This window comes from Bacillus sp. 491mf, from assembly GCF_900112415.1.
In the GTDB taxonomy this organism is placed as follows: Bacteria; Bacillota; Bacilli; order Bacillales; family Bacillaceae_G; genus Bacillus_A.
Genome location: NZ_FOLV01000017.1, coordinates 50019 through 73106, shown reverse-complemented (window position 1 = coordinate 73106; position 23088 = coordinate 50019). Strand labels below are relative to the sequence as shown.

Below are 23088 nucleotides of genomic sequence, written 5' to 3'. Positions count from 1 at the left end.
ATAATAAAAATAAGTCCTAACGCTAAAAATCCAGCGATAATCCCATCATTCGATACACCGTCTATTACAATTTGGTCATCCATTTTAATACCCCCTTCTGTCTTAGTTCCATTCTTTTTCTATATATTCGCCACGGAAAGTATTAAGAAGCGAATATAATTTTTTTTATCCCGCATTAACGGGCAGTAATACTCCCACCTCAAAATTCAGCAAAAGCATTGTCCAGCTCCAGCGGCTAGAATCTCCGGTCGTTTCGCCCCCTCGGACGAGGCAAAAAGCGCCTCTCTGTCAGGGGCGTGGGCGTCCTGCGATTCTGAGCAAGCCGCTTCCGCTTTTCTGAAGAAGTTAGGTGGGAGATAAACTGCCCGTAAAAGCCCGATTGGTTCAACTAATAATCAGTGGGGGATGAAAAACCCCCCCACTGATTAAAGTTTCACTTTATCTATGCTACACTTAAATTGAAAAATATGAATGTGGAGTGAGCCTTATGCATCCTTTTACCGTAAGCTTACAAGAACACTTTGAAGCACATCGAAACCGTGAAAAAGCAGAATCAATGGAACGTTATATGAAAAACCACTTTTCCTTTCTCGGCATTCAAACACCAGAGCGAAAGCTATTAATTCGTGAAGTACTGCAAAACAATGAAGCACCGAAAGCAACAGATCTTCCCGTAATCGTTCGCGAACTTTGGACACTACCAGAACGAGAATTTCAAATGGTTGCTTTAACCCTACTGGATAAATATCGAAAACATTTAGATGAAACTCATATCCCACTTTTAGAAGAGCTCATTACGACAAAATCATGGTGGGATTCCGTGGATATGCTCGCAAGTCATTTTGTCGGCCTTATTTTAGCAGCACATCCACATTTAATCGAACCGTATGTCCAAAAATGGATGGCATCTCACAATATGTGGCTCCAAAGAACATGCCTGCTATTCCAGCTCAAGTATAAAGAAAAAACAGATACGAAACTTCTCTTCTCATTCATCGAACAGCTGAGTCACTCTAAAGAATTTTTCATTCAAAAAGCAATCGGCTGGGCACTTCGTGAATACGCAAAAACAAATCCTCCAGCTGTATGGGAATTCGTCCAAACACATGAGCTCGCACCGCTTAGTAAACGTGAAGCTACTAAACATATTAGAAATGGATTTGCGCAATAAGTTTTGGGCTATACTACATAACAGACACTGCATATACTAACCTAAACACACGCTCTCTATTGTGAATTAGAAAAGAACATGATAGAATATGGTCATCTATTTTTTAAATATGGTAGCGATGAAGGACAAATAAGTACTTGTAAAGAAGAAGCGATTCAGGGATGGTGCAAGCCTGAAACTGCAAGGAAACGGCAGTCCCGAGCAATACAATATAAAGTGGACATACACTTTTGTGTGTCAACTAGGGTGGAACCGCGGGCAAACGCTCGTCCCTAGGCAAATAAGCCTTGGGATGAGCGTTTTTTATTTTGAAAAGCGGAAGCGGCTTGCTCACCTAATCGCTTCTCCAAGTACTACACTATCTTTCATCGCCAATACGTTATCTTTTAAGGAGGAATTAAAAATGGCTTCAATGGAGCAAATCGTAAACTTAGCAAAACATCGTGGTTTTGTTTTCCCTGGTTCTGAAATTTACGGCGGTCTTGCAAATACTTGGGACTACGGTCCACTTGGTATCGAATTAAAAAACAACGTGAAAAAAGCTTGGTGGAAAAAATTCATTCAAGAATCTCCGTATAATGTAGGTTTAGATGCAGCAATTTTAATGAATCCAAAAACTTGGATAGCATCTGGACACGTTGGAAACTTCAACGATCCAATGATCGACTGTAAAAAATGTAAAGCACGCCATCGTGCTGATAAATTAATTGAAGATGCACTAGAAGCAAAAGGTATCGAAATGATCGTTGATGGTCTTACTTTCGATCAAATGGCTGGATTAATGAAAGAACACGAAGTAAAATGCCCAGATTGCGGCAGCGAAGACTTCACTGAAATTCGTCAGTTCAACTTAATGTTCAAGACATTCCAAGGCGTGACAGAATCTAGCACAAACGAAATTTTCCTTCGTCCTGAAACAGCACAAGGTATTTTCGTAAACTTCAAAAACGTACAGCGCTCTATGCGTAAAAAGCTTCCATTTGGTATCGGCCAAATCGGTAAAAGCTTCCGTAACGAAATTACGCCTGGTAACTTTACGTTCCGTACGCGTGAATTCGAACAAATGGAACTTGAATTCTTCTGCAAACCTGGCGACGATTTAGAATGGTTCACATTCTGGCGCAGCACTTGTAAAAACTGGCTTCTTTCACTTGGTATGAACGAAGAAAGCATGCGTCTTCGTGACCATGGTGAAGAAGAATTATCTCACTATAGTAACGCAACAACTGATATCGAATTTAGATTCCCATTTGGCTGGGGCGAGCTTTGGGGTATTGCATCTCGTACTGACTTTGACTTAAACCGTCATATGGAACATTCTACTGAAGACTTTAACTATGTAGATCCACAAACGAATGAGCGTTACGTACCATACTGCATCGAGCCATCTCTTGGCGCAGATCGCGTAACATTAGCATTCTTATGTGATGCATATGAAGAGGAACAATTAGAAAACGATTCTCGTACAGTTCTTCGTTTCCACCCAGCATTGGCACCATTTAAAGCAGCGATCCTGCCGCTTTCTAAAAAGCTATCTGAAGGTGCTGGTGAAGTGTTCGCAGAACTTGCGAAAGACTTTATGGTAGACTTCGACGAAACAGGCTCTATCGGTAAACGTTACCGCCGCCAAGACGAAATCGGTACACCATTCTGTATCACATATGACTTCGATTCTGTTGAAGACAATGCAGTAACAGTACGTGACCGTGACACAATGGAACAAGTACGTATGCCAATTAGCGAACTAAAAGGATTCTTAGAAAAGAAAATTCAATTCTAATGAAAAAAACGACTGCTTCAAGCAGTCGTTTTTTTATTGCCCACCGATATATCGGCGCTTTTTGCGATATATCGGCGCTTCGACACAATTTAAAGACCACTCGGCGGTATTCGACACGCGGATAGTCCATTTCTTCACATTTATCTTTTCGCTTTCACCGCAACTGTACATCTTGAAATACAAATTAAATTATTGTCTTCATCGATAATGCGAATGTCCCATACCATTGTCGTTTTCCCTTTATGAAGCGGCGTTCCAATCGCCGTGACGATACCGTCTCGTTTAGACAGCAAATGATTTGCATTAATTTCAAGACCGAAACAAATATATTTCTCTTGATCAATTAAATTGTATGTACCGACACTAGCAACTGTTTCTGCTAAAGCAACAGAGGCTCCTCCGTGTAAATAACCCAATGGTTGATGCGTACTTCCATGTACTGGCATCGTCGCTACAACTTTATCATCTGTCATTTCTAATAATTCAATACCTAACGCTTCCATTAATGTTTTAGACATACGGCTGTCCCCTTTCAATTTACCAAAAAACGCATAATATAATCTATTTCTTTTCAAACTATTAGTAATATCATATATGGAGGTCTATTATATGAAGAAACTATTATATATCATGTTACTTTTTTTCTTCTCAATTGCTATTGTACCAAAAGAAACAATAAGAGCCCAAACATCTAACATTACAATTGAAATTCATACTGCAACCCAAAAAGGTAAGAAACCATATTTTGAATATCAAATCAATTACCCGCAATTTCGTAACATTCCAGATGGACAATTTCAAAAGAAGTTAAATACGTATTATGAGAAAAGTATAGATAAGTTCAAAAAGAAATTAGAAAAAGATGCAAAAACGTATTATGAACAATCGCAAGAAACTGATGCTCCGTTTCATCCATATGTTGCGAATGTTGACTACAAGGTCCCATTCAATACATTTCCATTACTCAGTCTGTATGTAAATTATTATCAATACACAGGCGGTGCACATGGCATGTATGAATGGAAAGCAAATACGTTCGATCTTCGGCAAAATAAACCGCTTCGCTTAGCAGATTTATTTCAAAAAGATAGTCCATATGAAAGCATTATTAAGACCGAGATCGTTAGACAAATTGAACAAAATAAGGAGAATTACTTTCCAGACGCTGCCGAGAAAGTAATGAATGAAAAGAATTTAAAATACGTTTTAGAACAAGACAATTTAATGATTTATTTCCCGTTGTATGAAATTGCACCGTACGTCAGCGGCATTCCACAATTCCGTATTCCGTATACGCTACTTCGGGAAGTATTAGAACCGAAATATCAAACTATTTTAATTGACAATGCCTAGATGAATTCAGTACTATAATGTTAACTTTTAATAACAGGGGGTTAACATTTTGAGTAAACTTCGTGCATTAGACTTAGCTTTCGCCGCGATGTTTGTCGCACTTATGGCGATTGGTGCCAATATTACATCTTGGGCACCGTTTCTACAAGTTGCAGGTGTTCCGCTTTCTATGCAGCCATTTTTCGCTATTTTAGCTGGTCTTCTTCTTGGAAGCCGCCTTGGGGCCTTATCTATGATCGTTTATACATTAGTTGGAGTTGCCGGAGCACCTGTATTCGCTGGATTTAAAGCTGGATTTAGTCAATTATTAAGTCCAACTGGCGGGTTTATCATTGCTTTCATTATTGTTGCTTATGTAACAGGTAAGATTGTTGAGCAAGTGAAAACTCCCAAATTCGGGACATTCTTTACAGCTTCTACTGTCGGCATCATTCTTACCTATGTGATTGGAACAACTTATATGTACTTAGCTATCAATTACTGGATGCACGGCAACATTAGCTATGCAGCTGCCTGGAAAGTTATGATGTGGTTTGCTGTAAAAGATATTATCTTTACAATTATTGGTGCAGTCATTGCACCTCGTATATACTATGCAGTTCGCCGTTCTGCGTATCAAAATAGTCGCCTTGCATCATAACCATCAGCAGGGGCTTATTTCTCGCGAATCGTATACTGTTGTTTTGCTATAAAAGACGGGAATCGTTATTGTCTTTTATTACGAACTAAAGAGGATATTCTCCTATTGGATGATATCCTCTTTTTCATAGGAAACATTTTCTGTTGCTAAGATATATATTTGATTTTTACATACAAATAAATTATGCTTGAAAAAGAATTAAATTAAAGTAAGGATTTGATTAGAAATGAGTAGGGAAGCCTCTCAAGATCAGACAAAAAAATTTCTCATTGTAACACTATTTTTCACACTTGGGACAGCTTTAGGAAAACTACTTGGATTCGCAAAAGAAGTAACACTTGGAGCTTATTTCGGTACAAATTATGCAGTTGATGCATACGTTGTCGCTTTAAATATACCTACGATTGTTTTCACTGGTATTACAGGGGCTTTCGCCTTTTCTTTCATTCCAATTTTTATGGAGTTAAAGGGAAAAGATCCGGTTAAAGCATATCGATTCATGAATAATTTTTTAAACATTGTTCTACTTATTTTTTTGATTCCGCTTTTGCTCATTGAATTACAGCCCCGCTTCTTCATTTCACTATTTGCGCACGGGCTTCCTGAGCAAACAGCTTTGTTATCAGCTTATTTAATACAAATTATTTTTCCGACCGTATTTTGTACATTCATGATTGATATTTTTAATGCTTATTTAAACAGTTTACATAAATTTCGTATTACAAGTATGCAATGGGTTGTATTAAACGGAATTACCCTTATTATTTTTGTGGCCCTTGTACAATGGATTGGAATTTATGCACTTGCACTCGGTGTTATTATCGGAAACATCGTGCAAAATATACTTGTTTATGTCGCTTCCAAGAGGGAAGGATATCGTTATCAATTTATAATCGACTTTAAAGACCCTTCTTTAAAAACGATGATTTCTTTGAGCATCCCTGCTTTTATTACAAGTACGTCTGTTCAAATTAATCTACTTGTTGATCGTACACTAGTCTCTGGATTAAATGAAGGATCGATTGCGGCGCTTAATTATTCCCAAAAGCTATACTTTATTCCGCTTGGGTTAATTGCTGCTCCTGTCTTAACAGTTATGTATCCTAAATTTGTTGAATACGTCAATCAATCGAACTGGAAAGATTTCGCAAAATTAATGGAAACAAATATAAAAGTGCTCTTATATTTATTTATCCCTGTCTTTATTTATTTCACTTTTTTTACAGAGGAAATTGTTAAAGTTATTTATAACTACGGGGCTTTTGGGAAAGATTCTATTATGATGACCGCAACCGCATTGCAATTTTATGCGTTAGCTGCCCTTATGCAGCCATTAAAAGACTTACTTGATCGTTTGCTTTTTTCTTTGAAGCTAAATCGATACATTATGTATGCATCGATTATATCCATGATTATAAATGTTATATTATGTATTATACTTGTTAACCAGATTGGTTTAGCTGGTGCAGCTCTTTCCACTTCAATAGCATCGGTGAGCACTGTACTGATGCTATTATGGATGCTCCAAAAATTCATGAAAGAGAAAGAACAGGTGAACTTACGCTACGGTGGCTTTTTATTCAAATGTATTGTTGCATCTTTTGTAAGTTTGTATACTTCCAAACTGCTGCTTCATTTCTTACATGATACAAAGTTGCTTATCTTATTAGCAATAGCAATTGGTGCCATCGTTTACTTACTCGTCACTTACACATTAAAGATAAAAGAGCTACAACAATTGCTATCGCTATTTTTAGGTAGAAGGAAGGATATAAATGAATAAAATTATGTACCTTTTAAATTATATCGGGGATGGAGGATCAGAAAAATATGTTCTAGATTTAATGGAATCTATTGGTCCAGAGCACTGTATCCTTGTATACTCTATCCCTGGTCCTTTCTTAAAAAAATTTGAACAACTAAACGTACCAATGTACCGCATTAACATGCGTCATCCTTTTGATATACAAGCTGCTATGCAATTAAAGAAGATTATAAAAAAAGAAAAAATCGATATTGTTCATGCACAATTTTTACGTGAAAACTATATTGCGATTTTAGCTAAACTATTAGGTGCTCCTGTTCGGGTTATTTGGACATATCACGTCAATGTGCCGATGCCATTTCACCTAAAGTGCAGCAATTCCTTTTTTACTCGCTATAACGATGCAATCATTTGCATCTCTCAATTTATGAAGCAGGAACTATGCCAAAAGGGCGTACCAGAAAAAAAGATACATGTTATTTATAACGGCGTTGCCGATCCATATACAGATGCCCCTCTTTCTCAGCATGGCCCGAGAAAAATTGCTGTGATCGGGAGGCTGAGCAGAGAAAAAGGACAACCGTTCTTATTAACAAGCTTGCAAAAATTAAAAGCTTTGCACCCATCTTTACAGTGGCACTGCGATATTATCGGTGAAGGGCCATTGAAAACAGAGTTATCAACTATGATTCAAGAGTTATCACTAAATGAACATGTATCATTAAAAGGATTTCGAGACGATATTATAAAAGAGTATACAGAACATGATATTATTGTGATTCCATCAGAAAATGAAGGATTATCCTATGTCGCAATTGAAGCAATTGCTATGAAAAAACCTGTGATTGCAACAAATGTTGGTGGCTTGCCAGAAGTAATTGTTCATAATCAGTCAGGGCTATTAATACCGTACGGAGCGGAAGAAACATTAGCTGCCTCCTTAGCAAAATTATTACAAGATGAAAAATTATATCATTCCTTAGCAGAATGCGGACGCGAGCATTACTTACAAAACTTCACTTTCTCAAAAATGGTGAACGAAGTTACAACAATTTATCGCATACCATCATCATGTTAAAGGAGAATATATATGACACATTCAACTCGATTCTACTATATATGGGCAAGTATCTTCTTCATTATATTGGGCTTACTGTTTCCATCAGTTTATACCGGGCTTTTCATTTCTTTCGTACTAGCATGTGCTACTTTTCGAGATGAAAAGCTCGGTATTGCTTATATATTACTATTTATTCCGATGCGCCCTTTTCTCGTTGCTTTTAATTCCGGGTTAAAGTTTATCGGTCTATTTATTATCATTGCGCTCTTAGTGCGTCTATTATTGCAATATCGAAATAATATTTCAAAGCTTTTTTCATTCCGTTACTTTGAAATATTATATTTTATTTTCTGCTTGTTTGGCGCTGGGGTCGGTCTATTAAACGGCGTTTCAATCATTGCAATTGCTATGCAATTACACACATTGCTTCTATTTTATTTTTTATACTATATCGTTTCGCGCATCACTATTCAGCATGAGGATATCACATTTTTTGCGAAGATTACCTTTATTGCTTCTGTCATTATATCCGTGCAAGGTTTAATTGAAAAACTATCACTACGCACCATTTTATTACCAGAAGCTTGGAAAGATCTTGTGCTTGCTCCGACAAATAAAATCCGGATATACGGAATGGCAGGCGGTCCAAATGAATTGGCATTATATTTGACGTTAGCTCTTCTTATTTCTTTATACGTTCTTCAACACGTATCAGGGAAAATGAAATATGTCACATATATAGGGCTTACACTTATAGCCACAACATTATGGCTTACGTATTCACGTGGTGCCTTTTTAACAGTTATCGTCTTTGGGCTTATCTATCTATGTATCCACCGAAAGATTCCAATTTGGAGATCATTGCTAGTCATTTCCCTTTTGTCATCCCTATGTGCGGTAGGCATCTCAAAAATGACGAACTATTTAGAGGGAGACCAAGTAGGCGTAAAACGATTTACAGAGGCATTATCAGAAGACACAGTTGAACTTAGTAAACAAGACGGACGCATTTACTACGTCAAAAAAGCTGTTGAAATCTTTCAGGATAAACCAATTACTGGCTATGGATTTGGGACATTTGGGGATGCTGCTACGCAAACTTTCTCATCGCCTATTTACAAAAAATATGAGATTACATGGAATTTTTATTCTGATAATCAATACATTCAAATACTCGCTGAGACAGGTATAATCGGCGTGCTCTTATGTGCAGGATTTACCTTTGGATTCCTTTCTCTTCTTTGGAAATATAGGAGAAAGGTACCGTTCGCTCCTCTTACTTTATATTTAATAGTTGGAGCGATTATTGGCAGCGCATTTTATAACATATTAGAAAATGCTTCATTTATGATGTATTTCTTTTTAACAGCCGGGTATATACAGCATGCCACGAAAAAAAGCTACTGAGAGTTCAGTAGCTTTTTTCTTTCTTATATTACTTTTTCCGTAACGTTCTTACCTGCACAATCGTAAACAATATCGTAAGGATGATGCTCACACCAGAAATTATCATACCAAGTTTTAATCCTGGCGAATGATAAGAAAGTACAACTTCATGATTACCAGCTTCCGCCTTCACTCCTAGCAATCCATCCACAACTGCTGTAGTAGGCTGCTCTTTCCCGTCGATTGTAACTGACCAACCAGCATCATAAGGAATCGGGAATACGAATGTAGCATCATTCTTTAATGCAATATTTCCTTTAACCATTTTTCCGTGATTTTCAGTAACCTTCATACTACTTTTTTGTAATGCTTTTATTGTCTCATTAAATTTGTCTATGTCTAATCCATAGAACTGTAAACCTCTCAATGAAAAGACATCTTCCTGTTCAACCTTGATTTTCATCGTTGTGACCCCATTTTTGGGGAAGTACCCAAAATCAATCAAAGTTTTTTCGATATCTGGTGGTAAATAACATGGATACTGATCATTCACCATAACGTCTTTCCAATTTTCAATCCCTGTAGCTAATCCGTATAATTGAACCTCTTTTGGTATATTTACTTGAACCGTAATATATCCCGGTTTTTCCTTGTTAACTCGTTCATATTTCCCTTCTTGTCCTGAAATAGCCGCCATGTTTTGAAGAGAAATTTTTGGATCTTCTAGCTTTTTAAAGAGTGTTCCCTCTTTTATATTAATCAATTTTTCCTGGAAAACAAAAGGATTTTCTTCTTTTTTAGAAGGTATATGTTCGATTGGATAACCAAATGGAATCATATTGTTAACCTTAAACACATTCGCAATACCAAATTGATTTATTTTTTCATGTCCATATTTTGGTACGATGCCTTCTTCAATTTTATATCCAATTTTTAAAATCGCATCCATGAGCAACGTATCACCATGGTTATTGGCTACTAAAAAGTCCGGAGACGTTGAATAGCCCGTTAGCTTTAAAAAGCGATGAAATGATCCATTTGCCATCGAGTTAAATGTTTGGAAAGATGGATAATCATATTGCAGGGAATCATTTAGCGTTCGCTGATATTTAGAACTTACACGATATCGCTCTGTATTCATTTCATTTACATATTGAATAGCTTGTTTGGCATCTTTGTTCACTTCGTACTCGTCACGCTTTGTATAAGCCATTTCTCTATGTAGTCCATGAATATATTTTCTTGTATTAAAACCTATATCGCATATTAAACAAAGAAGTAATAATCCTGTCGTTATTTTTGTTAATGACGGTTTCATCATGCGAATATGCAATACGACTACAATAAATGTAATCAGGATAGCGTTTATGATCAGTATCTTACTATGAACTACTTCATAATGTTTCACTGACAATGCATACAATAAAATCAAATGGATGATATAACTAATCCATAACGGCAATACATCTTTTCGACTAATATGTTGAAATACTCTCGCTGCCATAAACACAGCTAACATCACAAAGACGAACGCAAAACGATATGGATATGCATTTGGCCACTTATTTCCATGCCATGCTAAATTTAAAAATGGAATTGCAAAACTACAAATTAAGAACAGAAATACAAATATAGATAAGAATTTTTCTCTTTTGTTAATTTCTTGATTAACAAAGTATACAGGTAATAGTACGAGTACTAATATGGATGCATATACATTTGGTGTACCAAATAAACTTGAATCATATCCACCAGATAATAGCTTCCAATAGAAAAGAAGTAAATCAAGTTTCCATTCTAATTTGAATTCCGTTGAACCGATACTATACGGATTACTCTTTAATGCTTCAAAAGTCGGAAGAATAATCACCGCTCCTATTCCAGCAGCTAGTCCCGTTCCGATGCAGAAAAGAAGAAAATGTTTTCCCCATGTTTTTATATCTCGAAACTCATATTGTGTAAAGAGTCGAATCATAAAATAAAGGAAGGTAAAAATCCCAAACATAAAGGAAATATAGAAATTTGCGATAAACATAATTGCTAAAGCAAACGTAAAGAAAATAATCTTTTTATCTCGTAAAAGTTTTTCAACCCCTAGTAAAACAACAGGTAAAAACACAATGCCATCTAGCCACATTACATGAAACGAGTAGGCCATAACAAAGCCTGATAATGCATAAGCAGTTGAAAACAATAACAACCCTTTATGCTGTTTTCCTATCACATAACGTAAAAACAAGCCGCATGTTACTCCCGCGAATCCTACTTTTAAAAGAGTAATAAGAAAAATAAATTCTGGAAGGTTTCCTTTATTAAAGAAATAAAGAAGAACAGAAAACGGACTTGATAAGTAATAAGCAAATGTTCCAATAAAGTTAAGTCCCCCGCCTAACTCTACTGTATATTGTAAACTGTTACCTTCTGTAAATACGCTATGTAAATAAGAATAAAATTGAACATATTGTGTGCTTAAATCACTAATTAATACTGAATAATTCCCAAACGGATACATACCAAATATGGCATAACTTAAAAGCAGTATCCCGAATGGAATAAAAAAGAACAGAATCCCATACAACCCTCTTAATTGTTTCATTATTTTATGCTCCTGTTTTATTTTTATTTTTGCATATTTTCTATTTTCTCACATTATTGAATATATGTAAAAAAAATCCTCCCTAAACAGGTTCTGTTACCCCTGCTTAGAAAGGATTCTCTTTCACATTACTTCCTCTTCTTTGACACGATAAAACAAAGAACAATCGTTGCCAATAAGCTAATAACAGAAACGATGACCCCTACTACAAACCCAGGGGATGTATACTTCAATTCAATTGTATGTGTTCCTTTTGGTAGTTCTACTCCAAGAAATGCATCATTCAATTTCAGTACTTTCCCATCTTTTCCGTCAACTGTTACTTTCCATCCTTTATCATATGGGATAGATAAGAAAAGAAGATTATCTTGTTTTACATCAATCTTTCCTTGAACACTGCGGCCAGTAAAGTTTGTTATGTTTAGTGGTTGTTGTTTTAATTCATCTACACGCTTCTCAAATGTATTTATGTCAAGTCCATAGAACAACTGTTGATCTAATTCAACGGACTGACGTTTTACCTTCACTTCTACTTCTACTTTTTCATTTTCAAAATAGCCTAGATCAAGAATACCATTGTTCCAATAATAAGATGGATAATCAGATACGTCGCTGTCTGGTCCTTCACCAATTGTTTTACCTAATGTTTTTCCATTTACGTAAACCTTTGTTACACCAGTTGGTTCTACACGTAATTTTGTGTATAGCTGTTGTTTTCCTTTAACGTCCAACACGTATTTGATGCTCGCTGTCTTATCATCTTGTTGTCTAACTAACTGAATTGGCTTTTGGTTTGTAAGAGCCTCTTTTTTCTTCTCAGCAGCAAGTTGCTTTTTACTTTTTTCTGTATCTGCTACCACCAAGTTATTATATTGAACAGAAGTTGGTTCAAGCGGTTTATAATAGCTAACAGGTTGTCCATTTAACTTACCAATTAGTTTATTTTGCTCTTCAAATGAGTTTGTATAGTTCGTTTTTTCAACCTTTAATTTCGCTTTTCCTTTTGTATCAAACTCATCCTTATTGACCATATATCCAAACGGAAGAGCATTTTTATTCTCATATACGGAAATATCGCCGACATTATCGACTTTTTCAAAACCATATTTATTTAATGGACGATCTGAAATCATATACTTCATACCAAATAAGGTATCAGTTGAAACAATTCCTTGACCGTTTTGCAAAATTAATGCGTCCAAATAACCGTAACCTAAATCTTGCATATATAAATTCAAGTGCCCATTCGCAACAGAATTGAAATGAGTAAGTCCTTTATACCCAAAGCGCATTGCGTCATTCCAAGTTCTTCCCATTGTCGTTTCCATGCGATATAGCCCTTTGTCTTTTTCAGCTACCTTTTGAATTGTTTCTTCATATCTCGGATATGGAGATGCATATTCCTGACGATTAATGTAGCCATACTCATAACCCATTAACTTAATCATATATACTGTGTTGAGTGCAATATCTAACGAAGCGATAGCTACTAATGCGAAAGATATGAGCGCTTTGTTCTTTTTCACTCGAACTTTTGCGTATAGTAACAGCGCATACACAACAACGAAAAAGATGTTTGCCATCATTTTGTTGGATTGCATATAAGAAGGTGCTACTTTCCCAAGTAAAACAATCATAAATAGGTTAAAGAAAACAACCTTTTTCAATGCCGGTAACAATTCTTCTCCAAAGATCATAAACGTTCGAACAGCCATATAAATAAGTGAGAATGACAATACAAACGAATAACGATATGGGAAATTTGTTGGTGGTTCAAAACCATGCCAAGCAATATTTAAAAACGGTATTTCAAAAGAAAGAACTAAAAGCAGCATTACTGCCCCGTACACAATTTTTTCTTTTAATGAAATTTTCTTTGTTACAAAGAACAATGGAACAAGTAATAGCGTTAATACACCAGCATACACATTTGGCATTCCATTAACTGTTGTATCGGTAATTCCATTAAAGAAACGACTATAAAAATCAAATGGATCGAAATTAAACGCTGTAGAAAATGGCAATTTCGTACGTTCTGCAAAGTTGCTCTTTAAGTCCATATATGTCGGCAGTACAATAAACGCTGACATTCCAGCTGCTAAACCTGTTCCAATGCAGAACCATACAAATTTTCGCATAAATTGCTTTACATTACGAACGTCATACAGGACACAGAAACGCGCCACAAAGTAAATAAATGTAAAGACCCCTACCATATAAGAAATATAGAAGTTTGTAATAAACGTAAGAGCTAAACTAAAAATAAACAATCCATATTTTTTAGTTGTCAACAACCTCTCAGTTCCAAGCATAATGAGTGGCAGTAAGTAAATTGCATCCAACCACATAACACAGAAGGAATACACTGTTACAAATGACATTAATGCATAAAAAGTTGAAAATGATACGATTGTAATCTCACGACGCTTCATCATATGACTTAAATAATGCGTCATTGTCACACCAGCTAATCCAACCTTCAATAATGTCATAACCATAATTGCTTCTGGAATATGAGCACGATCAAAAAAGAGAATTAAAATAGAAAACGGGCTTGCTAAATAGTAGGCAAATACGCCAAGAAAATTTAGTCCCATTCCGCCTTCCCAACTATAAAAAATGCTTTTTCCATTTTTTATAACATCATATAAATACGTGTAAAACTGTACATACTGTGTGTGCAAATCAGTAATAAGAATTGACTTTTGTCCAAATGGAGCAATACCAATCAGTATAAACATTACACCATAAATAGAAAACGGAAGGAAAAAAGCTAATGCATATAAAAATTTCTTTTTCTTAAATAAATCTAACAGCTGTTGCATTACACTCCTCCATATCATTCCTAGTTCGAAAATATATATATAAAAAACAATAGCCGGCATCAAGCCAAGCTATTTGTTTTTTATGCATTTTGGCCTTGTTTCACGTCGACCTTCTTTTTAAAGATTATATATTTGCTTGCAAAATAGTTAACAACTACAACAATAACATTTGCAATAATTTTGGACACTAAATCATTGATACCTAACCATTCAATTAATACAACCATGGATGCAATATCAATAAAATATGATAATACGCGGAAACCCATAAAATAGAAAAATTCTTTCAGCGCGTGGGCAAAGCTTGTTGGTTGACTGTTAAATACGTATTTTTTATTTGTAAAATATGCAAACAACACAGATACAATCCATGCAATTGTCGTAGCAATTTTGTAATCCATTCCTGCTAAAGTTGCACAAACAAAATACGTAACGATATTAACAAGCGTCGTTAAACCGCCAAAAAGCAAATAGTTAAAGATTTCTTTCGTTTTGTTATTCACGTTTCTAATCCCCTAACGATTTGATTTTACTTTATGGTCTTCTACGCGATATAACTTTGCTGCCGGTTTTTCATCTAAATTTGTTACTTTATCATCGTTATACTCATCTACAAAATATAGTGGACGATTTTTCGTTTCGTTAAAGATACGCCCTAAATATTCACCGATAATTCCAACTGCAATTAATTGTACACCGCCAAGGAATAAAATCGCTGTCATCATTGATGGATATCCGCTTACAGATTCCCCATGCATAAGTGTCTTAATAATAATCCAAAGCATGTAACAAAATGCACCAAATGATACGGTGAATCCGAAGAAGGATGCAAGACGTAATGGAGCCGTTGTAAAGGATGTGATTCCTTCAATTGCTAAATCGATTAGCTTAAAGTAGTTCCATTTCGTTTCACCAGCTGCACGTGGATCGCGGTCAAATAAAATTTCTTTCTTATTGTAACCAATCCAACTGAACATTCCCTTTGTATAACGCTGTGTTTCACGAATTTGCTTTAATGCTTCCACGCAGCGTCTATCTAATAAACGGAAATCTCCTGTATTTTCTTGAATTGGGATTCTTGTCGTTTTCTTTAATAGGCTATAGAATTTTCCAGCTGTCCATTTTTTCGCCCAAGATTCGCCTGCACGAGAACGTCTTTTTGCATAAACATCATCATAGCCTTGCTCCCAATATTGAATCATTTCTGGGATTAATTCTGGCGGGTCTTGTAAATCAGCATCAATAATGATAACTGCATCACCTGCCGCATGATCAAGTCCTGCGATCATCGCTGTTTCTTTTCCAAAGTTACGAGATAAATCTACATAAGAAATACGATTATCGCGTACTCGGAACTCTTTAATCATATTTAATGTATTATCTTTACTTCCATCATTCACAAATAAAATCTCGAAGTTGTAATTTGGCACCGACTCAATTACGCCCGTCAACCGACTATACAGCTGATCTAACACTTCTTCTTCGTTGTATGCCGGCACTAAAATTGTAATAGTCTTCAAAGAAGGTACCCCTTTCTTTTTCAAATTTTCTCAGTAAAGAACAATTTATAAGCACAGATTAGACATAGTAAATTGGACGTTTCCCTTAGAATACCTCATTCTCCAATTCACTATGTCTAATCTTGCACATCTATAAATAATTAATTTTTAACCGCTTGTTCTTGTACTAACTTTTGCATAATTTGTAGTAAATCTTCTTTTAATTCGTCATGTTGCAGTGCCATTTCAATTGTTGTTTGAATAAAGCCAAGCTTCTCACCAACATCGTAACGTGTTCCTTCAAAATCGTAAGCGAATACACGTTGAATTTCGTTTAGATTTTGAATTGCATCCGTTAATTGAATTTCACCGCCAGCACCGATATGTTGCTCTTCTAAGAAGCGGAAGATTTCAGGCGTTAAAATATAACGACCCATAATCGCTAAATTTGAAGGTGCTGTACCTTGTGCTGGTTTTTCAACGAATTGTTTTACTTGGTAACGACGACCCTCTTTTTCTAATGGGTCAATAATACCGTAGCGATGTGTTTCATTTTCCGGAACTGTTTGCACACCAATTACAGATGACAATGTTTTTTCATACTCATCGATCAATTGTTTTAAGCAAGGTGTTTCTGCTTGCACAATATCGTCTCCAAGTAATACAGCAAACGGCTCATCACCAATGAATTTGCGCGCACACCATACCGCATGCCCTAAACCTTTTGGTTCTTTTTGACGGATATAGTGAATATCAACCATTTTAGAAGAAGCTTGTACTCTTTCAAGTAACTCATACTTTTTCTTCTCTAATAAATTTTGTTCTAATTCAAAAGCATTATCAAAATGATCTTCAATTGCACGTTTTCCTTTACCTGTAACGATAATAATATCTTCAATACCAGCAGCTACTGCTTCTTCAACGATATATTGAATTGTTGGTTTATCAACAATCGGTAACATTTCTTTTGGCATTGCCTTCGTTGCCGGTAAAAAACGTGTTCCAAGACCAGCAGCAGGAATAATAGCTTTTCTTACTTTTTTCATGTTTACAACCTCTTTCTTTATGGTTTTACATGGCGAACATTTTTTATTTCCTATCAGTTAATTTATCCTACACAGGATAAATTTATTGTACAAAGCACACTTAATATAGAGAACATACATACGAAACACCCCGTCATATTAACTCTTGTATTATCTCGCTCTAGGAATCTTACACCCTTTTTGCTTTGTAATATTCCCTTGTTTTTTATGACAAGGTGACATTCCCTACAAATTTTACATGATTGTCTCTTCATTAGTCAAGGTTTCCTCAAACTTGTCATAGATTGATAACATAATAAGCGAACGATATGTGAACTGATTTTGCGAAAGAAACCCTTTATTTTGAGAAGTCCTTTCCCATGAAACGGTTTACTATGCACATTCCTTATTTCCACCATTTTCTACAATGAAAAAATTCTTAATATCTTTACCTTTTACTAATTTATCACATCTTTATACAACAAAAAAAAGGGATTTCTCCCTTTTTTATTGTACTCGATTCATAATATCTTCTTTAATCGCTTCAAGCTTCTCTTCACTATGTTGTAAGGAATCTCCTTGTACACCGAAGTAAAACTTGATTTTCGGCTCTGTTCCAGATGGGCGTAAGCAGAACCAAGAACCATCTGCCAAATAATACTTTAATACATTTGATTTTGGTAATTTGATTTCTTCCGTCACATTTTCTTCTACTTTTGTTCTAACGCTCGCTTTATAATCTTCTGCAATCGTTATTTCTAAATTAGCCACTTCTGTCGGTCTATTCTCACGGAACGATGTCATCATATTTTGAATTTGTTCTGCTCCGTCTTTTCCTTTTAACGTTAAGGAAACTAGTCCTTCACGGAAGTATCCGTACTTTTCAAACACTTCAAGTAAACCATCATATAATGTTTTACCTTGCGCTTTATAATAAGCGGCAACTTCACATGCAAATAATACAGATTGTACCGCATCTTTATCACGGCAGAACGGACGAATCAAATAGCCGTAACTTTCTTCATAACCGAACTGGAATTCATATTCTCCGCTCGCTTCATATTGCTTAATTTTTTCACCGATAAATTTAAAGCCCGTTAACGTATCGATTGTATCAAGTCCGTAAGATTTTGCGATTGTACGTCCTAACTCGGATGTAACGATTGTTTTTAATACAACACCGTTTGCTGCTAAAATGCCTTGTTCTTTCTTTTGTGATAATAAGTAATCCAGCATTAAAGCACCCGTTTGGTTTCCTGTTAACACTTGATACTCGCCATCATGATTACGAACTGCAACGCCAAGACGATCCGCATCTGGATCTGTTGCAATTAAGACATCCGCATCAATTTCTTCACCATACCCTATTGCCAATTCAAACGCAGCATGCTCTTCTGGGTTTGGTGATTTTACTGTTGAGAAGTTTGGATCTGGCTGTTCCTGTTCTTTTACAACGGTTACATTTTTAAATCCAACTGCTTCTAATCCGCGGCGAGCCGGGATGTTAGATGTTCCATGTAAAGGCGAGAAGACAATTTTTAAGTCTTGTCCAATTTCCTTCACAAGCTCTTTATTTAGAATAACTGTTTTTAATTGCTCTAAATATGCATCGTCAACTTCTTGGCCGATAATCTGTAAAAGACCATTTTGTTTCAGTTGCTCTACATCAGCAACCTCTACTGTCAATTCATCGCTTACATGATTTACATAATGAATTAACTCATCCGCTTCTTTTGGAGGCAATTGTCCCCCATCGTCTCCGTACACTTTATAGCCATTATATTCAGGTGGATTATGGCTCGCTGTAAGAACGATACCACTGTACGTATGTAAATAACGCACTGCAAATGACAATTCTGGCGTTGGGCGCAGACTTTCAAATACGTATGTTTTAATTCCGTGAGCACCTAATGTTGCTGCTACTTCCAGCGCAAACTCTGGAGACTTATGGCGAGAATCGTATGCAACAACAACACCGCGTGCTTTTGCTTCTTCACCTTGTTTTTCAATGAAACGAGCCAAACCTTCAGTTGCCTTACGGACAGTATACACATTTAGGCGATTTGTACCAGCGCCTAATTCTCCGCGCATACCCCCTGTACCAAATTCTAAATTTTTATAAAAACTATCCTCAATTTTCTTTTCATCACTTTTCATTTCTTCTAGTTGCTGCTTTAACTCTGCATCTAAATCTGCAAAGGAAATCCAGCGTTCATACTCTTTGTTCCATTCCATGTTGTTTTCTCCTCTCAATCAGCATAGTCCCATTATATGAAAAAAATTATGCTTCCCTCAATATTTTTTATTTTTTTACAACATTTAATTCCCTATTTATCACAAAAAAACAGTAACGCACTCAAAAAAAAAAAGGATCGGCAAATGCCAATCCTTTCCTCATTTATTCTTCATCTCCAAAGCTCTCAACAAGTGTTGCCAATGTACGTACCATTACCCCTGTTGCTCCGCTCGGACCTAAGTCATGTGCGCTCGTTGTATCAGATGTTCCTGCGATGTCTAAATGTACCCAAGGTGTTTCTTCTGCAAATTCTCCAATGAATACACCTGCCATAATCGCATGGCCCTCACGTCCTGGCGAGTTATTTAAATCGGCTAACTTACTATTTCGAACACGTTCTTTATCGCGTTCAAAAATTGGTAATTGCCAAACTGTCTCATCTGTTTCCATCGATGCTTCTAACACTTGTTCATAAAATGCTTCATTATTTGTCATAGCACCTGTTGTATGATTTCCAAGAGCAACAATCACACCACCTGTTAATGTTGCAACATCAACAAGATAATTTGCTCCAAGCTTCTTCGCATACGTAATACCGTCCGCTAACGCTAAACGACCTTCTGCATCCGTATTTAATACTTCAATCGTTTTACCGCTCATCGATGTAATCACATCATCTGGTTTAAATGCAGTGCCGCTCACCACATTGTCTGTAGAAGGAATAACAGCCACTACGTTTTGCTCTGGGCGAAGTTCACCGATAACTTCCATTGCGCCAAGAACAGCTGCCGCACCGCCCATATCGCCTTTCATGCCAACCATGCTTTCACGCGGTTTTAGAGAATACCCACCAGTATCATATGTAATCCCTTTACCAACTAAACCAATTACATCTGTCCATTCTTCTTTCCCTTTATATAAAAGAGCAATCATTTTTGGCGGCTCTGTAGAACCTTGGTTTACCGCAAGCAGAGCGCCCATTCCAAGATCTTCCATCTCTTCTTTCTCAAGAACTTTATAATCCATATCGTACTTTTCTGCTAGTTCAACCGCATAATCAGCTAAAGCTGTTGCCGTTAACATATTTGGCGGCATATTGATAAGCGTACGCGCAGAGTTTGTAGCCTGTCCGTGCACATAGCCAACTGTTAATGCAGCTTCAATTTCTTGCGAATCTTCCTTTGTAATCACAGCAAAGCTTTCTAATTGATGAGCTTCTTTTTTATCTGTTTTATATGTTACTAACTCATATGTGCCAAGAGAATATGTTTCTGCTGCAATATGCGCAACATCAATAGCATCCATCTTATCTGTAACGAATGAATCTAACATAAATGCAACATTTTTCACTTTCGCATTTTGCAATGTTTTCGCTAATTTTCCAAGTGCACCGCGCAGCGTTTCTGTCGTATATCTTTCTTTTTTGCCAAGACCGACAAAATAATAACGCTTTGCTTTTGTTTTTCCTAAACTATGTACTTTTGAAATGACTTTCTTCTTTGGAGAAAGTTCCTTTTCATCTAGTAGCACTTGTACATATCCATCGAACGCTTGATTTAATTCGTTTACAAAACTGCTCATTACTTCATCTTCAAATAAAGCAACAACTACTGCTTCATGGCTTGCTAATTCTTTTTGTACTTGAAACATATCAGCACCCCCTGTTTTTTCTATGTCCTATTATACTCTTGTTTTCAGGAAAATGCGACAATTCAAACTTCTTCCATATATAAATTAAATGGCGGGAATTTGGGCAAATCCTGAATTTGCTCATATGGAATTTGATCGATCTCTTTCGGTAACATTCTACGACACGTTTGAATGAATTGTACAACTTTTTCAACATTTAAATCCCAATAAACCTTGCAATACGGAGTTAAATACATTTCAGCTACTTCCATCATCATTCGTGCGCCCTTTATATTCCCGTAGCTATAATGATACTGTGCGACTGTCATTTGTAATAAACCTTTTAAAAACAAATTCTCTCGGTCTTCAAGCCACATTTCTTCTAATAAATCATGACACGTATAATAATCGCCTTCGTTATACTTTATAAAAAACTCATAATACGCTAAAGGATAATCTTCCATGACTTCTCTCCCCTTACTGCGCTTTTTCTTCTCCATTTCACTTTATAATAACTAACAAAAAATAGTCTAGCGCCACAAGCGTCTAGACTACTGTTGTTTTAAATATTGTGCGCGAAACACTTGCATTGTTTCGTCTTCATTTAAAAGTACTAAATCTTGTTCAGTAAGTTTGCCATTTCCCGTTTTTACAACGTAAACATTCAATTTTTTCTTTCCCCATTGATCGTATACATCTCGCACGGTTTCATAATATAAATCAAGACGATTCCCTTTAATTGCACCGCCTTTATCCGCCACAACCCCGTATCCATATCCAGGTATGAATAAGATTGTCCCAATCGGAAATACGCGAAGGTCAGCTGCTATTGTTGAATATATATCCCGCTTTACTTTCACACCGGAATATGTAATCCCGTACCCAGGATGTCCTTTTGTTTTTCCTGTTGACTCCATACCAGCCGTATATCCTGTTGCCGTAACTTCCATCTGGCGATACTTTGACCAATCTTTTGCATTCTCTAAAGCACGAATAACTTCGGTACTTGGAATCGCCTGCTTATTTTGTTCAGCTGCGTGTACTACTTTCACTTCATTTTTCTTATACATATGAATCATTTCAGAAAGAGAGATTCCTGACATAGCTTGCCAAGTTACACACAATGCAAATACAAATAAACAAACCATCATTATCCGAATGCTATATCGTTTTATCATTTTTATTTTCCACACTCCTTCATCGTTATTGTGCCCCAACCGATGAAGAAAATATTCATGAAAAAAAGCTCCTCAGAAAGGAACTTCAAAACATTTGATATCCACGTTGCCGCAATGATTTAATTACAATACCAGACAGAGCAGCACCAACTAAACCCGTTGATAAAATGAAAATGTCAGCTTGTCCAAGATGAAGAAAACTTGTTCCTAATGAAGAAAATGCTTCTTTCGGCTTTACAAAATAATCTAAGAAATCAACTTTATCAATAATAAATACACAAATAAGCGGATATACAACAAGCATCACCCATGTTGCCCGTAAAATCATATTTAATAAAAAACCAATTCCAAAAAATAAAACTAAGAATAACATCATAGAAATTAACAAAACAGGTATGCTCATTATTTCCATCCCTTCTTACTTATTTTCTGTATCTCCAACAAAAACGTTATATGCTGTATAACCAAACTGTTCCCCTGGATTTAACATCCCGTCCATTTGTAATAGCGGAGCTGGCATCGCTTCTAATAAATATTTTATTAACACAGAAGCATTTTCATCATGAATGATATCTTCTGGAAACAAAAATGCTCCTTCAGACAATTCTCGCTCTTGAATGACAATGTCTTCTCCTTTTGGCTCTAAAAGAAAAATAATCATATTATCACTAATCTCACCCTGTATGACACCCGATCGAACACCCATGATTCCTTTTACACTCGTAGCAACTCCCGTTTCTTCTAACACCTCGCGTTGCACTGCTTGATCGACCGTTTCGCCTTCATTAACAAAACCAGCAGGCAATGACCATTTTCCTTTTAATCCGCCATATGTCTTCTTAACGACAAGCCATCTTCCATCTGATGTTATGACAAGGCCACTTACAGCTAACCACACCTTTCCACGTTTACTCATTACTAGAAACCCCTTCCGGACAAACGAAC

19 protein-coding genes are annotated in these 23088 nt (G+C 36.2%); 7 read left to right on the top strand and 12 right to left on the bottom strand.

The window, feature by feature from the left end; translation table 11 throughout:
* The first annotated feature begins 487 nt into the window (after window positions 1-487).
* The gene (locus tag BM211_RS16120; RefSeq protein ID WP_090998550.1) at window positions 488-1171 is read left to right on the top strand and encodes a DNA alkylation repair protein; all 684 of its coding nucleotides are present in this window, start codon (window positions 488-490) and stop codon (window positions 1169-1171) included.
* A gap of 403 nt (window positions 1172-1574) precedes the next feature.
* Window positions 1575-2951 carry a glycine--tRNA ligase gene (locus BM211_RS16115; protein ID WP_035433307.1) on the top strand — a complete coding sequence of 459 codons (1377 nt, stop codon included), beginning with the start codon at window positions 1575-1577 and terminating at the stop codon, window positions 2949-2951.
* Window positions 2952-3091: 140 nt separating this feature from the next.
* On the opposite strand, the gene BM211_RS16110 is transcribed toward BM211_RS16115, so the two are convergent.
* Window positions 3092-3469 (bottom strand): hotdog fold thioesterase, encoded by a 378-nt coding sequence (locus tag BM211_RS16110; protein ID WP_035433309.1) that lies wholly within the window; start codon window positions 3467-3469, stop codon window positions 3092-3094.
* A 91-nt stretch (window positions 3470-3560) separates the two neighbouring features.
* On the opposite strand from BM211_RS16110, the gene BM211_RS16105 reads away from it, so the two are divergent.
* The 5 genes from BM211_RS16105 to BM211_RS16085 all read left to right on the top strand — a co-directional run bounded on the left by BM211_RS16105 (window position 3561) and on the right by BM211_RS16085 (window position 9176).
* The gene (locus BM211_RS16105) at window positions 3561-4304 is read left to right on the top strand and encodes a DUF3298 and DUF4163 domain-containing protein (protein ID WP_035433310.1); all 744 of its coding nucleotides are present in this window, start codon (window positions 3561-3563) and stop codon (window positions 4302-4304) included.
* Window positions 4305-4353: 49 nt separating this feature from the next.
* Window positions 4354-4944: a biotin transporter BioY gene (locus tag BM211_RS16100; RefSeq protein ID WP_141771654.1), complete on the top strand. Its 591-nt coding sequence runs from the start codon at window positions 4354-4356 to the stop codon at window positions 4942-4944.
* Between the two features lie 226 nt (window positions 4945-5170).
* Entirely contained in the window at window positions 5171-6727 is a 1557-nt protein-coding gene (gene murJ / locus BM211_RS16095; RefSeq protein ID WP_035433314.1) for a murein biosynthesis integral membrane protein MurJ, read from the top strand.
* Window positions 6720-7787: a glycosyltransferase family 4 protein gene (locus BM211_RS16090; protein ID WP_035433316.1), complete on the top strand. Its 1068-nt coding sequence runs from the start codon at window positions 6720-6722 to the stop codon at window positions 7785-7787. Before murJ ends, BM211_RS16090 begins: the two co-directional genes overlap by 8 nt.
* A 12-nt stretch (window positions 7788-7799) precedes the next feature.
* On the top strand, window positions 7800-9176 hold the full coding sequence (locus tag BM211_RS16085) for an O-antigen ligase family protein (RefSeq protein WP_090998548.1): 1377 nt from the start codon (window positions 7800-7802) through the stop codon (window positions 9174-9176).
* Between the two features lie 28 nt (window positions 9177-9204).
* Here the strand turns inward: BM211_RS16085 and BM211_RS16080 are convergent, their stop codons facing one another.
* The 11 genes from BM211_RS16080 to BM211_RS16030 all read right to left on the bottom strand — a co-directional run bounded on the left by BM211_RS16080 (window position 9205) and on the right by BM211_RS16030 (window position 23059).
* Window positions 9205-11751 (bottom strand): YfhO family protein, encoded by a 2547-nt coding sequence (locus tag BM211_RS16080; RefSeq protein ID WP_035433319.1) that lies wholly within the window; start codon window positions 11749-11751, stop codon window positions 9205-9207.
* Window positions 11752-11879: 128 nt separating this feature from the next.
* On the bottom strand, window positions 11880-14576 hold the full coding sequence (locus BM211_RS16075; protein ID WP_090998546.1) for a YfhO family protein: 2697 nt from the start codon (window positions 14574-14576) through the stop codon (window positions 11880-11882).
* 80 nt (window positions 14577-14656) lie between these two features.
* The gene (locus tag BM211_RS16070) at window positions 14657-15079 is read right to left on the bottom strand and encodes a GtrA family protein (RefSeq protein ID WP_035433322.1); all 423 of its coding nucleotides are present in this window, start codon (window positions 15077-15079) and stop codon (window positions 14657-14659) included.
* 12 nt (window positions 15080-15091) lie between these two features.
* Window positions 15092-16096 (bottom strand): glycosyltransferase family 2 protein, encoded by a 1005-nt coding sequence (locus BM211_RS16065; protein WP_035433324.1) that lies wholly within the window; start codon window positions 16094-16096, stop codon window positions 15092-15094.
* Window positions 16097-16236: 140 nt separating this feature from the next.
* Window positions 16237-17121 carry a UTP--glucose-1-phosphate uridylyltransferase GalU gene (galU, locus tag BM211_RS16060; RefSeq protein WP_035433327.1) on the bottom strand — a complete coding sequence of 295 codons (885 nt, stop codon included), beginning with the start codon at window positions 17119-17121 and terminating at the stop codon, window positions 16237-16239.
* A 486-nt stretch (window positions 17122-17607) separates the two neighbouring features.
* On the bottom strand, window positions 17608-19335 hold the full coding sequence (locus BM211_RS16055; protein ID WP_090998545.1) for a phospho-sugar mutase: 1728 nt from the start codon (window positions 19333-19335) through the stop codon (window positions 17608-17610).
* Between the two features lie 163 nt (window positions 19336-19498).
* Window positions 19499-20986: a leucyl aminopeptidase gene (locus BM211_RS16050; protein WP_090998543.1), complete on the bottom strand. Its 1488-nt coding sequence runs from the start codon at window positions 20984-20986 to the stop codon at window positions 19499-19501.
* Between the two features lie 62 nt (window positions 20987-21048).
* The gene (locus BM211_RS16045) at window positions 21049-21429 is read right to left on the bottom strand and encodes a DUF309 domain-containing protein (RefSeq protein ID WP_035433332.1); all 381 of its coding nucleotides are present in this window, start codon (window positions 21427-21429) and stop codon (window positions 21049-21051) included.
* An 87-nt stretch (window positions 21430-21516) separates the two neighbouring features.
* Window positions 21517-22143, bottom strand: a complete 627-nt coding sequence (locus BM211_RS16040) for a 3D domain-containing protein (RefSeq protein ID WP_035433334.1) — start codon at window positions 22141-22143, stop codon at window positions 21517-21519.
* A gap of 85 nt (window positions 22144-22228) precedes the next feature.
* Window positions 22229-22546: a YuiB family protein gene (locus BM211_RS16035; RefSeq protein ID WP_035433336.1), complete on the bottom strand. Its 318-nt coding sequence runs from the start codon at window positions 22544-22546 to the stop codon at window positions 22229-22231.
* Between the two features lie 15 nt (window positions 22547-22561).
* Window positions 22562-23059, bottom strand: a complete 498-nt coding sequence (locus BM211_RS16030; protein WP_035433337.1) for an NUDIX hydrolase — start codon at window positions 23057-23059, stop codon at window positions 22562-22564.
* Between the last annotated feature and the right edge of the window lie 29 nt (window positions 23060-23088).

What these genes read in the sequence shown, in the direction of transcription:
- BM211_RS16120 (WP_090998550.1), top strand. Translation starts at nt 488, where the DNA reads ATGCATCCTTTTACCGTAAGCTTACAAGAACACTTTGAAGCACATCGA.
- BM211_RS16115 (WP_035433307.1), top strand. Translation starts at nt 1,575, where the DNA reads ATGGCTTCAATGGAGCAAATCGTAAACTTAGCAAAACATCGTGGTTTT.
- BM211_RS16110 (WP_035433309.1), bottom strand. Translation starts at nt 3,469, where the DNA reads ATGTCTAAAACATTAATGGAAGCGTTAGGTATTGAATTATTAGAAATG.
- BM211_RS16105 (WP_035433310.1), top strand. Translation starts at nt 3,561, where the DNA reads ATGAAGAAACTATTATATATCATGTTACTTTTTTTCTTCTCAATTGCT.
- murJ (WP_035433314.1), top strand. Translation starts at nt 5,171, where the DNA reads ATGAGTAGGGAAGCCTCTCAAGATCAGACAAAAAAATTTCTCATTGTA.
- BM211_RS16090 (WP_035433316.1), top strand. Translation starts at nt 6,720, where the DNA reads ATGAATAAAATTATGTACCTTTTAAATTATATCGGGGATGGAGGATCA.
- BM211_RS16085 (WP_090998548.1), top strand. Translation starts at nt 7,800, where the DNA reads ATGACACATTCAACTCGATTCTACTATATATGGGCAAGTATCTTCTTC.
- BM211_RS16080 (WP_035433319.1), bottom strand. Translation starts at nt 11,751, where the DNA reads ATGAAACAATTAAGAGGGTTGTATGGGATTCTGTTCTTTTTTATTCCA.
- BM211_RS16075 (WP_090998546.1), bottom strand. Translation starts at nt 14,576, where the DNA reads ATGCAACAGCTGTTAGATTTATTTAAGAAAAAGAAATTTTTATATGCA.
- galU (WP_035433327.1), bottom strand. Translation starts at nt 17,121, where the DNA reads ATGAAAAAAGTAAGAAAAGCTATTATTCCTGCTGCTGGTCTTGGAACA.
- BM211_RS16055 (WP_090998545.1), bottom strand. Translation starts at nt 19,335, where the DNA reads ATGGAATGGAACAAAGAGTATGAACGCTGGATTTCCTTTGCAGATTTA.
- BM211_RS16050 (WP_090998543.1), bottom strand. Translation starts at nt 20,986, where the DNA reads ATGTTTCAAGTACAAAAAGAATTAGCAAGCCATGAAGCAGTAGTTGTT.
- BM211_RS16045 (WP_035433332.1), bottom strand. Translation starts at nt 21,429, where the DNA reads ATGGAAGATTATCCTTTAGCGTATTATGAGTTTTTTATAAAGTATAAC.
- BM211_RS16040 (WP_035433334.1), bottom strand. Translation starts at nt 22,143, where the DNA reads ATGATAAAACGATATAGCATTCGGATAATGATGGTTTGTTTATTTGTA.
- BM211_RS16035 (WP_035433336.1), bottom strand. Translation starts at nt 22,546, where the DNA reads ATGAGCATACCTGTTTTGTTAATTTCTATGATGTTATTCTTAGTTTTA.
- BM211_RS16030 (WP_035433337.1), bottom strand. Translation starts at nt 23,059, where the DNA reads ATGAGTAAACGTGGAAAGGTGTGGTTAGCTGTAAGTGGCCTTGTCATA.